The sequence below is a fragment of the Cupriavidus sp. GW821-FHT02F09 genome, assembly GCF_059421605.1.
This window is the reverse complement of sequence record NZ_JBWKVH010000064.1, coordinates 1-13,999: the sequence shown is the minus strand read 5'-3', so window position 1 is coordinate 13,999 and position 13,999 is coordinate 1. Positions and strand designations below refer to the sequence as shown.

At 65.0% G+C, this 13,999-nt stretch carries 10 protein-coding genes; 4 read left to right on the top strand and 6 right to left on the bottom strand.

Annotated elements, in window-relative coordinates:
• The first annotated feature begins 8 nt into the window (after window positions 1–8).
• The 4 genes from AC07XB_RS36405 to AC07XB_RS36390 all read left to right on the top strand — a co-directional run bounded on the left by AC07XB_RS36405 (window position 9) and on the right by AC07XB_RS36390 (window position 3,885).
• Window positions 9–737 (top strand): ABC transporter ATP-binding protein, encoded by a 729-nt coding sequence (locus AC07XB_RS36405; RefSeq protein ID WP_492832569.1) that lies wholly within the window; start codon window positions 9–11, stop codon window positions 735–737.
• A gap of 3 nt (window positions 738–740) precedes the next feature.
• Window positions 741–2,153, top strand: a complete 1,413-nt coding sequence (locus AC07XB_RS36400) for a DUF3526 domain-containing protein (protein ID WP_492832571.1) — start codon at window positions 741–743, stop codon at window positions 2,151–2,153.
• Window positions 2,150–3,595: a DUF3526 domain-containing protein gene (locus tag AC07XB_RS36395; protein WP_492832573.1), complete on the top strand. Its 1,446-nt coding sequence runs from the start codon at window positions 2,150–2,152 to the stop codon at window positions 3,593–3,595. Before AC07XB_RS36400 ends, AC07XB_RS36395 begins: the two co-directional genes overlap by 4 nt.
• Window positions 3,596–3,672: 77 nt before the next feature.
• Complete coding sequence (locus AC07XB_RS36390; RefSeq protein ID WP_492832575.1) at window positions 3,673–3,885, top strand: hypothetical protein; 213 nt, start codon at window positions 3,673–3,675, stop codon at window positions 3,883–3,885.
• 236 nt (window positions 3,886–4,121) lie between these two features.
• Here AC07XB_RS36390 and AC07XB_RS36385 read toward each other — a convergent pair whose 3' ends face one another.
• The 6 genes from AC07XB_RS36385 to AC07XB_RS36360 all read right to left on the bottom strand — a co-directional run.
• Complete coding sequence (locus AC07XB_RS36385; protein ID WP_492832577.1) at window positions 4,122–6,125, bottom strand: PhoX family protein; 2,004 nt, start codon at window positions 6,123–6,125, stop codon at window positions 4,122–4,124.
• Window positions 6,126–7,822: 1,697 nt separating this feature from the next.
• Entirely contained in the window at window positions 7,823–12,271 is a 4,449-nt protein-coding gene (locus AC07XB_RS36380; RefSeq protein ID WP_492832579.1) for a cellulose synthase subunit BcsC-related outer membrane protein, read from the bottom strand.
• Window positions 12,272–12,416: 145 nt separating this feature from the next.
• Complete coding sequence (locus AC07XB_RS36375) at window positions 12,417–12,689, bottom strand: hypothetical protein (RefSeq protein ID WP_492832581.1); 273 nt, start codon at window positions 12,687–12,689, stop codon at window positions 12,417–12,419.
• 33 nt (window positions 12,690–12,722) lie between these two features.
• Window positions 12,723–13,136: a hypothetical protein gene (locus AC07XB_RS36370; RefSeq protein ID WP_492832583.1), complete on the bottom strand. Its 414-nt coding sequence runs from the start codon at window positions 13,134–13,136 to the stop codon at window positions 12,723–12,725.
• Window positions 13,118–13,483, bottom strand: coding sequence for a cellulose biosynthesis cyclic di-GMP-binding regulatory protein BcsB (locus AC07XB_RS36365; protein ID WP_492832585.1), 366 nt, complete (start codon window positions 13,481–13,483; stop codon window positions 13,118–13,120). Before AC07XB_RS36365 ends, AC07XB_RS36370 begins: the two co-directional genes overlap by 19 nt.
• A gap of 288 nt (window positions 13,484–13,771) precedes the next feature.
• A partial coding sequence (locus AC07XB_RS36360; RefSeq protein WP_494752827.1) for a hypothetical protein occupies window positions 13,772–13,999 on the bottom strand: 228 nt, incomplete at its 5' end.

The window sequence follows — 13,999 nt, the reverse complement described above, 5'->3', positions numbered from 1 at the left end:
GGGTGCCGATGAAAGGAGAGACGCCGCCAGCCCTGCTGCTCGACCGCGTGTCGAAGCGATTCGGAGCACACCAGGTCGTCCGGGAGCTTAGTCTGCGCGTCGGGGCGGGGGAATTGGTGGCGCTGTTGGGCCCCAACGGCGCCGGGAAGTCCACCACGCTGTCGATGATCCTCGGGTTCGCCACGCCCGATGAAGGGCGCATCGAGGTGGCCGGACTGCCGGTTCCCGGCTCTGTACGGCAGGCGCGCGCGCTCATCGGCTACATCCCGGAGCAGGTGCAGCTCTATCCGACGCTGACCGGCGTGGAGAGCCTGGCGTACTTCCTTGCCTTGGGCGGGGAGACGCCGCCGACCGAAGCGCTGCGGCAGGCTTTGCTGGACGTCGGGTTGCCTGCCGAAGCGCATGATCGGCGTACCGCGACTTATTCCAAGGGGATGCGCCAGCGCGTCGGGATCGCGATTGCCCTGCAGCGACGCTGCCGGCTGCTGCTGCTCGACGAACCCAGCTCGGGGCTCGATGCAGGCGCGTCGGTCGACTTCCATACGCAGCTGCGCCGCATCGCCGCGATCGGCGTCGGCGTGCTGATGGCCACGCACGACCTTTTCCGGGCGCGTGCAGTCGCGGACCGCGTGGCGCTCCTGCGCGACGGGCGACTGGTGGCGCAGATGGATCGTGCGGCCTTCCTGCAGATCGACCTGGAAGAGGCCTATCTGCAGTGGATGCGCGAGGTGGAGTGAGTCATGCGCAGTCTACTGGCCAAAGAGTGGCGCGTTCTTGTGCGCAACCGGCGCTTCCCGGCGCTGCTCTTCACTGTTCTGCTGCTGGTGGTCGCAAGCGCTGGGAGCAGCGCGTGGAACGCAGCCGTGCAGACGATCGAGCGCAGACAGGGTGCGGCCGAGGACTACCGGCGCTGGATCGATCAGGGCGAGAAGTATGCCCACCGTGCTGCTCACCATGGACTTTACGTCTTCCGTGCAGAAAGCGTGCTGACAGCGTTCGAGCCGGGCATTACGCCCTATGCGGGGACCGCGGTCTGGCTGGAGGCTCACTTGCAGAATGCTATGCAATACCGGCCTGTCCAGGACCAGACCCCGCTTGCACGACACGTTCCGATTGCGCCGGGCCCTCTGCTCGTGTTCCTGCTCCCCGTGCTTGCGGCCCTGCTTGGCCACGGGATCGTGGCCGAGGAGGGCGAGCAGGGAACCTTGCGCATGGCGGTACTGCATGCGGGCGGCCCCTTCCGGCTGCTGGCGACCAAGGTGGTCGTGTTCTGGGTTATCCTGCTGATCCCGGTGCTGGTCAACCCGTTGGTGTCCCTCGTGGTGTCGCATAGCCTGTCGCTGCCAGCCGCGGCGGACACCGGAGGACGCTTAGCCGCGCTCCTCGGCATCTACGCAGCGTACGCAGGCCTCTGGGCGGTATTGACGGTCGCACTGTCGGCCTGGATTCGGCGTTCCGGAGCGGTATTGACGGCCCTGATCGCGCTCTGGGTGCTTTTGGTGTTGATCGCACCGCGCGTCGTCGCGTGGGTTGCACAGCAGCAACTGCCGGACGCGTCGCGAGCCGAATTCGAGCATGGGCTCCATGTGGAGCTCGATGAAGCCGATCCGGTCGACAGGATCGAGCAACTCAAGGCCAGACTCTTGCGCGAGCATGGCATCCGGCGGCTGGACGACCTGCCGCAGCAATGGGCCGGCATCAGTTACCAGGAGGGAGAGGATCTGGGTAATGCGGTCTTCGATCGCCATTGGCGCGCGCTGTACCTCCGCTACGAAGACCAGCAGACCCTCGTGGCCCGGCTCGCTTGGCTCTCGCCGGCCGTCTCGGTGCAGTGGCTATCGCAGCGCCTTGCCGGCAGCGATGTCTGGCATCAGCACACATTTGTAGAGAAGGCGGAAACGCATCGCCGGCGAATCCAGAAGACCCTTAACGACGAGCTCAAGGCGCAGCGCGCGGCGGACGGTCAGCCCGTATCGGATCGTCGTTTATGGGAGAAGGTCCCCCTAATGGCCGATGCGCCACCCCGGATGGTCGAAGTCGTCACAGTCGCGGATGCGGGCTTGAAGGCGGCCATCGCCGGATTTGCGGCGGTGGCGCTTGCGGCCGCCGCGCTTTTGCTGCTCGCCGGGCGACGCCTGGAGCGCGTCGGATGAATCATCTAAGGCTTCGTCGGCTCGAATGGGCCCTCGTCTGGCGTGATGCCACCGTGCTTACCGCAACCGTCTTGTTGGCCTTGATGGGCGCGCTGGCCATCGCGACCGGCCTGGCACGTGTCGAGGCGCGGCAGGAGGCGTTGGTGTCGATGGAGGCGGCACAGCACGAGGACCTGGACCGCTATCGCGAACTGGCTCGGCAGGCGGATGCCGGGGCGGTCGCGCCGGCGGCGTTTCGGGATCCGCGCAATCCTGGCGCCTACGGGCGCCGGATGCTGTCCGCCTATGCGGCGATGGACACGCTACCTTCGTCGATGCTCAGTGTCGGTCAAGGGGACCTCGCACCTTGGTACTTCAAGGTCAACACGGACACCCGTGACAAGGCGGCGAGTGCCTACGAGCTCGCGAACCCCCATCGTTTGCAGGTGGGCGACTTCGACTTCGCCTTCGTGCTGATCTGGCTGTTCCCACTGATGGCGATCACGGTTGGGCATAGTGTGGCCACGCAGGAGCGGGAGCGGGGTCTGGATCGCTTGGTGGCGCTGAGCACCGTGTCGCCCGTGCGCCTCTACTTGGGACGGCTCTCGCGACGGATATGGCCCTTGATTGTTGTTCTCTGGGGCGCAGAAGCCCTTGCCTTCGCGCTTGCCTCGCGCATTTTCTCCGCGCCTGGCGAGGCGCTGCTGCGGGAGCTTGGCATCTGGTGGGCCATGACCTTCGTCTACGCCGCGTTCTGGTGGCTCTGCATCGCCGCATTGTCCGCGCGGGCGCACACCCGGCGCAACGCCCTGGTTGACCTGGCCGGCCTGTGGTTCGCTCTCGTCTTGCTCGTGCCGCTGCTGGCCGCGATCAGCGTCGAGTGGGTACACCCGATGCCGTCGCGGCCGGTCTACGTGATGGCCTTGCGTGACGCGGCCGAGGAGGCTGCGCGCGACAAGGCGACGGCGTTAAGGCTCTTTGCGGCCGAGCATCCCTTCCTGGCCGAGGCCGCGCTGCACGAGAGCGCCACCTTGCCCGGCGACGGCATCCAGCTTGCCGTCGCCACGCGGGTTGATGCGGCTAATCGCCGATTGACCGAGCCTTTTGAGGAGACGAGGCGAGCTCAGGAACGATGGGCGCAGGGATGGGCGGTCGTGTCGCCCGCCATCCTGCTGCAGGGGCAGATCGAACGGCTGGCCGGGGCGGACCTAGCGCGGCAAGCCAACTTCGTTCGGCAGGTGGATGCCCACCGCGAGCGACTGCGCGGGGTTTTTGCACAACATGTTCTTCGGCAGTCGCCATGGACGCTGACCCAATTCGAGTTGAACGTGGCGGTTCCGCGCTTCCGATACGTACCGTACCGAAGCTGCGTTGCTACTGGCGCGGACTTTCTCGCTTGGGTGGTTTTGCTGGGGATGGCGGGGCTGGGCGCATTTTTGGGCTGGCGGCGATCGAGGGACTGAAGCGGGCATGTCGCGCTGCGACCTCGCGCTATAGCAGCGCCGGCCAGCCTGTACCGCTATCGCTCCTCCGCATCCGGATGCACCAGCAGTACGAATATCCATTTCTGAGCTGGCGCGAGACGCCGGGCCGCAACCTGGCACAAGGCATCCTTCTGCAGATCGATGATGTCCTGGCGCTCGAACCCTTTCGCGAGCGGATCACCGGCCGGTTCCGGGCCGATGTCCAGGGCACGACGATTCCCAGTGCGTTGAAACGCAACCACGGCACACCGGTAGTTATTCGGCGGTGAGCCGCTTCCTGCAACATCTCAGTGCCGAAGGCGGCGTCACCACGACAACACGCATGCGATCACGACCCAGTCTTCTCTTCTACCGATCGAGCATTTGGCGAACTGGTTCCAGGTGCCCAGCTCGGACGCGATCGTGCCATGCGTTGGCCGAGCTCGACTGACACTCCCCCAACGCGAAAAAAAACGGCGAGCCAAAGCCCGCCGCCAAATCCTGCCTCAGAAAAGCGCGTTACAGGTCAAGCCTTGGTCAGTTTCACGCTGGTCGGATCCGCCGTCAGATAGCCGACTGCGGCACCGAACCGGTCCTTGTAGTTGGCGCGGACGATTGGGTCGAGCGTAGACTTTACCTTGTCGTGCAGCGGCGTTTCCCAGTCGCCTGCATGCTGGAAGTTGCTCATGATGTAGGTCCAGCCATTGATCTCGTCCACCGCATGCAGGCCGGTGGACTCAGCGCCCACCGGGCACGACAGCACGCGGGAGAGCTTCTTCATGTCGACGTTGTACGCCCACAGGAAGTTGTTGACGTGCGTGTTGCTGTCTTCGCCGATGAATAGCGTGCGCAGCTTCTCGGAGAACTTCAGGTTGTCCGGCGTGGCGATTCTGTCCGGGTTGGCGAAATTGCCCAGTGCGTCCTGCTGCTTCATCTTGCCGCCGCCCAGATCTTCGCTGACGAGTGCAGGTACTGGGGCCATGTCGACCGGCACCCACTCGCTATTGACGGCGGCGCCTGCCTTGTCCTTCTGGCCACCCTTCAGGTTCAGCTCATAGATGCAGCCAGAGTACGGACCTTCCACCTGGATGTCGCCAGCGTTGGCGGCATGGCCCTTCAGCATGCTCGCCTCGATGCGCGACATCGCCGAGTAGGCCTTCTTGTCCTTGATGTTGACCGTGGTGCCTTCCATCTTGGTGAAGCCCAGGCTGCCGCCCACCAGCGCGGCGTAGCGGTGCGTCTCCAGGAACGCCGCGGCCTTCTCCCTGCCGGGCACGAGCTTCACCCAGTTCGGCTTGCCCGCATACAGGATGCGCGTGTACGACGCGTCGGCCGGGTCGGTCGTCTTCACGTCCATGATGTCGGCCGCCTTGATGCCGCCGTCCACCAGCGCGCGGATCTCCGCGCTCGTGGCGCTTCCCAGCTTGATCCACGACAGCGCGGCCGCACCCGGTCCGGTGCCCGACGTCTGGTTCCACTTGGCGACGTAGAGCGTGCCGCCGGAGAGGTCGCGCGCCTTGTCGGCGATGAACATGAACAGGCCGCCGTTGGTCGCGTCATCGCCCATCAGCACGGTGCGCTCGTCGGGCATCACCTGCACCAGTTCGTGCGAGATGCGGCCCAGGCAGTAGTGCTTCTTGATGCTGCCGGTGCCGTCTGGGTTCACGGTCACTTCCGGCAGGTGGCCGTAATGGTAGGGTTTCGCCATATCGGCGTTGCCGAACAGATTCTGGCTGAAGCCACGCAGCTGCGAATCGGTGGCCTTGGTGGCGTCCGGCTCGTATTCCTCGCTCGAGAGGTGCGTGTTCCACGGCGACAGGCTGGCGCCGCAGGTGATCCACAGGCCGTTGACACCTGAGGTGTCGACGTTGTGGTACTTGACCACCTGGAGCTTGCCCGTGGCCGGATCCTGATCCAGCGTCAGCACAGCGATCGGCGACGGCAGCTGGCCATACATGCTCGCGTTGTTCTGGTTGGCCGAGGTGTACTCGAACTGCACCACGGCGAACACCGCCTTGCCCTTGACGCCGGGCACCGAGGCATTGGGCAGCGTCAGCAGCGAGCTGCCGTCCGGGGCGTCGGAGAAGAACGGACGTTCCTTGTTGGCGACAGAGGTGTCGATGATCGGCTGGTTGTTGATGTTGTAGTAGCCGCCGGCCACCACCGTGCCGCCCCTGCCGTCGGGCACCGCATCGCCGGTGATGAAGAACGGCTGATAGGCCAGCTTGTAGGTCTGGCTGCTGCCGTCGCTGAACGAGACCTTCAGCGAAGAGTTGACCGTGGTGGCGGCCATGGCGGCGGGCGTGTCCAGCGTCGGTGCCGCCATGCCCGTGAACTCGGCGGTGGTGAAGGTGGCGGTGGGGGCCGGAGCAGGCGTCGGTGCCGGTGCTGGAGTGGGCGCGGCCACGGCGTCGTCACCGTCACCGCAGCCGACCAGCACGGCGATCGCGCCGGTGCCGAGCGGCAGCATTGGCGCGCCCGCAAGGAGTTTCAGAAGCTTGCGGCGTGAAGTATCAGGGTTATCAAGCATGGCTTACAGTGAAATAGTGCGAGTTACAAACAGGACGGTGATCTATCAGCCGTCAGGCAGGTGGCGGGCGCCGCAATTGAGTGCGAGTATCGGTGAAGCTGTGGCGCACGGCAGAAGGCTCGGTCCCGCTGAGGCGCCCGAGTTTGATGAGGTTATGACCACTCTGTGACAGCCAGTTGACATGCCGCTGTCCGGTGGAGGCAACGGCATCGCATTTGAACGAAATATGCATAAATCCGATATCGCGAGCGCAATGTGGATTTTGTCTGGCGGCCTTGCCTGGTATTGACCTCCTCCGTCAGGGCGTTCTGCGTGCTCGGTGCCACGACGGCAGTTGGACTGCTTTAGCTGACGGTCGCGTGAACGCGCCCGCGCCGTCACGCTGCACGACGTGACCGCGGCCTACCGTGATCACCCTGCTGCGCTACATCACCTCAGCGGCAGCTGGGTGCGGGGTGGCCGGCACTGGCAAGAGCACGCTGCTGGGCGTCAGCAGCACTGCCGTCCATTTAGAGCGTCACAGCTCCCTGAATCTCGCCTACCTCTGCAGGCTGCGGCGTTGGACCGGGACTTTCCCATCCGGGCGCGCTAGTGCTGAGCCGGGGCGGAGCGCTCCGCACGCACACCATCCGGTACCAGGTGGACACCGTTACGCCCATCGTCAACGCGCAGAAATCCATCGTAGCGCTGGATGCCTCGTCGACCGCAACCGGCGTCGGACTGCAGTTGCTGAACGGATCAGGTAGCCCCTTTCCCTTGAGCACCGCCCGGACCTTCAGCAGCTACAGGCACCGGCGGCAGCTACACCATCCCTTCCAGGGCCCGCTACTACCAGACGGGCGCTACGGTGGGCTCTGGAAGAGCCAACAGCGTGATGACATTCACCATGACCTATCTGTAGCTTGCACTCTAGCAGCACGTCGGAGTCAGTCAGCAAACGACAAATCGGTATGAGCGACAGCGCAGCGTTCTCCGGTAAGGAACCGGACGACTATTTTGCATCGTATGTCGGAATGGAAGGGGGCAACCCGGCGGGGGCCGTGTGGCTCTGCGATAGAAGCCCGCATCCATGGAACGAATCCCTAATAGCACCAATGACGCCTCGAACGGAGCCACCAGCTTGGAACGCGAATTTCCGCACGGTCCATTCCGGCAGTATGGAGAAATGGCAGAGTCATCAGCGCATTGCCCCATAATGGCAGCCGCGCGTGCAGCGGTATTTGGGTTCTGCCGAGGCAACACCGATTGGAAGCAATACTACGAGCCCAGGCGCAACTACTGCGTGACCGCTTGCAGGCGGCTGGCCGGTCGTTTGGCGGCACCGAGTTTGCGGGGAACAGCCACATGTCGACAGCCTGCTCGATTCATTCGGACGATGCATCGGTGGGAAACGCGATGCTGAAGTCCATCCGTGGCGTGGATCCTTGACCTATGGCTTTCGAAGCCACTGGCTTTCCGTCCATGGCCGCCGCGATCGAGTCTGCGCCTCAGTTTGCGATAGAGGTCCTGGCACGGATGAGTGCGATGGTCGGCGCGTAAGTCAATGAGGGCTGGGGGACTGTGATGAGGGTTGACGGCAGCGCGTAAAACGAATTTGAGCCATGGTAATCAGATGCTTTCGGCATTCGACTGCTGTCGCGACCTCGCGACAATCGCATCTTCTACCAAGGCCTTGATGCGCACCCGACGAGGGGTCCTCAGAACGGTAGAGCCCCATTCGCGGACCGCGGTGCCACCGGTGGGAATGCCATCAGTCCTGTCTGGCGCTGCAACGCATAACGCACATACACGCCGGCATACCACTGCCGGTAGTCGCGTGCATTGTCGATGCCGAGCAGGCCACCCACATACAGCTGCTGGGCCGCCTGGTATTCGACGGAGCCGACTAGGTTGTAAGCCAGGCCGGTCTTGGACTGACCTTGGTAGACGGCACCGCTTGTGGAGTTGGTGAGACCGGCTTTGTTCGCCGTTGTCGCAGCCGCATCGGCGGCCGCCTGTGCCGCAGCATTGGTCGGGAAGTAGTTCGAATTGTTCTCCCGGAAGGACTGCATGCCGAGTGCACCGCGTACGTTGTAGGCGAGGCGGCCGCTACGGCCTGCCAGCGACAGCGGCAAGGTTACGGCAAAGTAGGTCTGGGGGCTGAAGTAGCCGCCCTGACCAAAGGTAAAGTAGCGCAGGTTTTCCGCATACCCCATCGAGGTAAAGTTGATGCCGCTCATCAGGCGCCGATCGGGCGTATCGATCAAGCGCAGGTAGAAACCGCCGCCGCCTTCCCAGCGCGTGTTGCGTTTGACGTCGTGGCCGGTCAATAAACCGAAGCTACCATAGCCATAGATACCGAAGGAGCTGTCGTCCCAGCCTAGCTCGGCACGCCCGCTGCTGTGCATCACGCCGCCCCATTTTAAGCCGACGCGGTCGTCGCGCACACCAGCATAGGACAGCAGGCTGTCCGTCACCGGCCGGCGCGAGGCGCTCAGCCCTAGCGTGGCGCGCTGCGACAGCGGCAGGTTGAGGCGTGCGCCTGCGTTGACGTCGGTGTACTGGAAGCCCAGCGGCGTGCTGCCGACATCGGCATTGAAGCGCTCGGACTCGTAGGCCACGCTGACCGCCGCGCCAAAGGCATTTGGCGACCCTGCGGAAGTGGATCGCAATGGCATGCCGGACAGGCTGATCGGCGCACCGCCAACGGGGAATGCCAGCGGGCCCCCGCCGAAACGGGAGGCGCTGTTGTAGTCGCTGCCCACCGAGCCGCTGTCGAGCGACACCGGCGTCACGCGCGCCACCAGCTTGCCGTTGCCGGCGGCCATCTTGCCCTCGGCGATGACCTGCATCTCGGTCAGCTGGCTCATGCCGGAATCGCCGCTTCGCGCGCGCAGCGTGGGACCGCCGGCGAGGGTGCTGGTGCGCTGTGATTCGATGTCGCGCAGTTCGTCCTGCGCGGTCTTGGGGCCGCTCGGGTTGGCCTGCGAATCGGCATCGGCTAGCCAAGGCGCGCGCGACTGCACGCCAAATGGCTGACGCATCGGCGCGGTGGGCGCGGGCGCGTAGGCCTGGACGGTGCCTGAGGCATCATTCTGCGCTACCGGATACGGGGCGGCCGCGGCCGGCTGGACGGGGTACTTCGCAACCGGATACTGGGCCTGGTATTGCGCTGGATACTGCGTGGCGGGTTGCGGGCTGGCCTGTTGATAGGCAAGATGGACCGAGCTGATGGCATTGGTGCTGCGCGTGTTCCTGGCCCGCGTGGTGGCGCTTTCGCCGGCCCGCTGCGGATAATAGACCGCCGGTGCTTGTACCGGCTCCTGCGCCTGCTGCGGGTAATACGCCGCGGGCTGCTGTACCGGCGCCATCCTCGATCCGCCCGCCGTCGCCGGTGCCGGGATATAGGGTTGCCCGCCCGTGTTCATCGCCACCGGCAGCACAGGCAGGGCCGCCGTCCCAGCTGCGGCACGGTTGGGATTCGGCACAACCGGGTAAGCCGCCTGCGAGCCCGGGGGCGCCAGTTGCGAGCTGGGTCGCTGCGCGGACAGGCCGGCAAAGGGATTGGAAGGCACGCGGTCGAAACTGACACCGTCCGGACGGGAGAATGGGGGCGATGCGCCCGCCGAGTTCTCGGCTGCCACCGCCTCCCGGAAGTAGTCCTCCGCGCGCGAGGTCTTGCCCTCGGCGCGGTAGAGCCGGCCTGCCGCAGTCAGCACCTTGGGCGACTTGGGCGCCTGTGCCAGTGCCATCTGCAGCATGCCTTCCGCCCAGTTGAATTCCTTGGCGGCAGTAGCGGTACCGATGGCCGCCAGCATCAGGTCGAGGTTGCGCGGATCTGTTTCCAGCACGCTCTCGTACAACGCTAGTGCCTTCTTGTTCTCGCCCGCCTGCGCGTACATGCGCGCCAGACTGGAACGCACTGTGCTGCTGCCCCCGCGCTCGGAGAGCGCCGGGGCCAGCATGTCATAGGCAGCTACTAGGTCCCTGTTCTCGGTCAGCGCGTCGGCTTGGCGCACGATATAGGCCACCCGCAAGTCATCGTAGTCGCTGCGCTGCGCCTGGCTCAGGTTGGCGTTGGCAAGCTGGCGCAGCACCCCCGCTAGCTCCACGTCCTGCCTAGTCTTGAGCAGGATGGCGGCGTACTGCAGCTGCATGCCGGTGTCCGGGCGCACGGTGCGGCCCATCACGGTACGCATTAGCGACAGCGCACGCGCTTCGTCGCCGGCGTCGGCGTAGGCCGTCGCCAGCGTGCCGAGCTGGTCGGCGTCCTGCTGGGCGTAGCGTTCTGCCTGTTGCAGCACGCCATGCGCGGCAACCTGCTGGCCGGCCGCGGCGAGCCCGCTGGCGCGCGCGGCCTCGGCATGCACCCACAGGCGGCGCTGCAGGGTGCTCATGTCGTGCGTGCGGTTTTGCAAGGGAATGTGCTCCAACGCATCGAGGCCGCTCTGCCAGCCGCCGGTCTCGGCGGACAGCAGCGCGCTGGCATAGAGCGCATCCGGCATATTGGGATCGGACAGCAGCAAGCCATCCATGATGCTGCGCGCCTGCTCCTTCAGACCCATCGACGCATAGGCGCGCGCCACGTCGAGCCGCACCCAGGGGTTGGACGGATCGGCCGCCATGGCGTCTTCCAGCGCGCGGCGCGCGCTGGCTGTGTCGCCGCGCTGCAGCGCGGCACGGGCTTGGCCGCGCGCTTCCTCGGCGCGCAGCTTGCCAAGCGAGCCGACCTTGTCCTGCTGCGCGGGCGTCAGGTTCTGCGCGATCGCCAGCGCTTCCGCATTCTTGCTCTGCGCCGCCAGCACGCCAACCAGGCCGCGCGTGGCCTCGGGATTGTCGGGCTGCTGCTTGAGCACCCGACGGTAGACGGCCTCAGCCGGAGCGTACTGCTTTTCCTCGGCCATCACGTCGGCCAGCGCCACCTGGGCGGACGGTTCCTGCGGGTCCAGCTTGATCGCGCGCTCCAGCAGGCTGCGCGCCTCGGTGCGGTCGCCCGCGCCGCGCGCGGCGTTTGCCTGCTCGGACAGTAGCCAGTAGGTGGCGCTGTTCTGCGCCTTCCGATAGCGTCCGCCGGCGCCACGCCTGACGGCCTGGTCGAGGAAGTCCACTGCCTCTGCGAACTTCTCCTGTTTGAGGCGCAGCACGCCCATGCCGCCAAGTGCATCGGCATCCTCGGACCGCTGGATTAGTACAGCCTGGAAAATCTCGCCTGCGCGCCCGAGGTCACCAATGTCAAGCGCGTTGAAGCCCTGTTGCACAAGATGGTGCACCGGATTGCTGGTGACACCAGCAATCCGCGTGCCTTCTTGTGGCTGTTGTTGCGGGGCCTTGATGGCATTGAGCTTGGCGCGGATGGTCTCGTCGTCGGGATGTCCGGCCAGCCATGCCTGGTACATCGGCGCATCGGCTGGGCGACCGCTCAGCCAGATGAGCGCCCGGCGCCAGCTCTCGCCGGCGGGGCGAGCCACATCGCTGCTCTTGGAGAGCGCCTCGAGTCGGCGAATACCCTCGTTCCGGGTCGACTCGCGATAGGTCAAATGCTGCGCCAGCGCAAGCTGGGCGCGATTGTTGGACGGATTGGAGCGCGCCAGCTGCTCCAGTCCCTTGCGCGCCTCGTCCCAGCCCTGAGTGGTGCCGCCCAGGGTCTGGTAATACTCGAGCGCGAGTTTTCCCTCAGGCACTACACCGCCCGCAGCTTGCTGGTAACGCTTGACGGCCTCCTCGCCTTGGCCGCTGCGAGCCAGCTGACGCGCCTGCTCGAGCTGCTGGGTAACACCGCCGCCGCTGATGACCTGCGCGAGGCGCACTACCAACGGCGAGTTGGGGACGGCCTTTCTCAAGCGCTCCAGGTAGGTGCGCGCGCTATCTGTGCGGCCGGATTCGGCTTCGGCCGCACCCATGCCATATAGGGCATCTGTCTGGGCAGGATTCAGCCGCAAGATCTTCTGCCAGGCTTCGGCCGCGCGATCGCTGCGTCCGCGTTCCTGCCAGTATTTGGCTTGGTCCACCAGCAACTTGACTGGGTCTTCCTGAGCCATGGATACCGTGGACAATGCCGTCAGCAGGCCGAACATCAAGGTCTTGACATGCGAACGCTTGCCAGCAGAAAATTGCGGTTGGATAACATTCGTGCGTCTATTCATGGCCGGGCGCTTGCGGTTCGACATGATTTCTCCTGCGTCAGGACTAGCTCGTTCGAGCCTGTAATTCGGTTTGTTCATCTTCCTGCGCTTCCTTCCTGATTTCGGCGGCACGCGCGTTTGCACTGTGATAGGTAGAGCAAGGCTGTCAGCAGAACTACCGTGCCGCCAATCAACAGCACCCTGACCAGTGGCCGCTGCGAGAACCCCCACTGCACATGGTCCCAGGCAGACAGCTTGCCAACGTAGTCATCTGCGGTGCCGCCAAGCTGCCCTGTACATGCGCGACCTGCTCGGGATCGAGCAGTACCTCGGTCATGGCCAGCAGGCCTTGCGGCGCATTACGGGTGACCGCTACCACGCTGCGTCCGGACGCCAGCGGCGACTCGAAGGCGCTGAGCGCGGCGTCGGTGGACGCGCTGCAGATCGATATGCCGGTCTCCACCGGGTGGTTGCGCGAGCCGTCTGCGCCATTCCATCAGTCCATCACCGTCGAAACGACACCGCTCAGCGAGAAACGCTTCTCGTCGCTCGCCAGGGACACCGGTATGCGCTCGTGAAGAACGGCTGGTTCTGCGTGATACCGATTGCCAGGAGGTCGCGGCCGGCCAACTTGTCGACATCCGACGCTCCGCTCACCCGCCATCCCGGTGGCAGCGTAGCCGGTGGACTCGCCCATGCGGCCCATCAGCGTGAGATAGGTCGAGTCATCCTCGGCGCCAGGTTTGTCCGGCACGATCACGGCGGTTTCGGAAAGGTCGGCCGGTCGATCGAACGGGAAGTTTCTGTTGCTGAACAGCGCCAGGTCGGGCAGCGCGATAAAGTGCGGCAGACCGGTCGAGTCGATGGTCGAGTCCGGGTCGATGGCTCCCTTCACGTTGTTGAGCAGCACGTCCTTGCACGCGCCCTGCTTGAAGTCGTGGTGTACTGGCCGATCAGTTGCAGATTGAGCCGGTTGAACTCGCTGATAAGGCGCGGCTCGATTATCAGATCGCGCTCCAGACTGGTGCCCACGGTTTCCTTGAGCACGGGCACGGTGGCGGCGACCTCGCCGTTGAGCATCACGTTGATATGCGACAGCGCCGGGGTCGGCGCTGGCGAATACGTATAGCGCAGATTGAGGCGCGCTGCGGTCACGATCTCGTCGGCCCGGATCGAGAATGGCACACCATTGATGCCGTCGACACCGCGCAGCAGGAAGGACACATCCGCGCCCAACTGCTTGACGATGATCTGCACGGTGCGCGTATGACTTCGGGGCGCGCCAGCGGCGGCGGAGGTATCTGCGCTGGCGGGGGCCTGTACCGTTACCACATCGCGTGTAACTTCCACAATGGCAGGGAACTGGGCGCTGACGGGGGGCCGTGGTCAACATCGAGAGCGCCTGCAGGGCACGCAGGTGGCTCAGCGCGGGCGGAAAGGGAGGAAGCCGAACCGGCGGGTTTGGTATTTCGGTCAAGCGTATTCTCTATTCGTCGGGGTGTTTGCCACTTTTTCTCCGAGGTGAGCACATGGCAGCATCGCTTTTTAGCGGACAGAGGCACCAGCGGCGGGCCGCCGCAGCAACCCGCGTATCTCGCGACCCAGGTGGAACATCATGTTGTGGAAGCCGAGCAGGCTGATGCGCAGGATCTGGCCGGCGGCCAGCCCCGGGGCATCCGGGCGCTTGCGGCCCCAGGAATCGATCCACGCGTCGGCTCGCGCAAAGGTGCACTGCACGAAAGCCATCTCCTCGCGCGGGCTCATTTCCGCCAG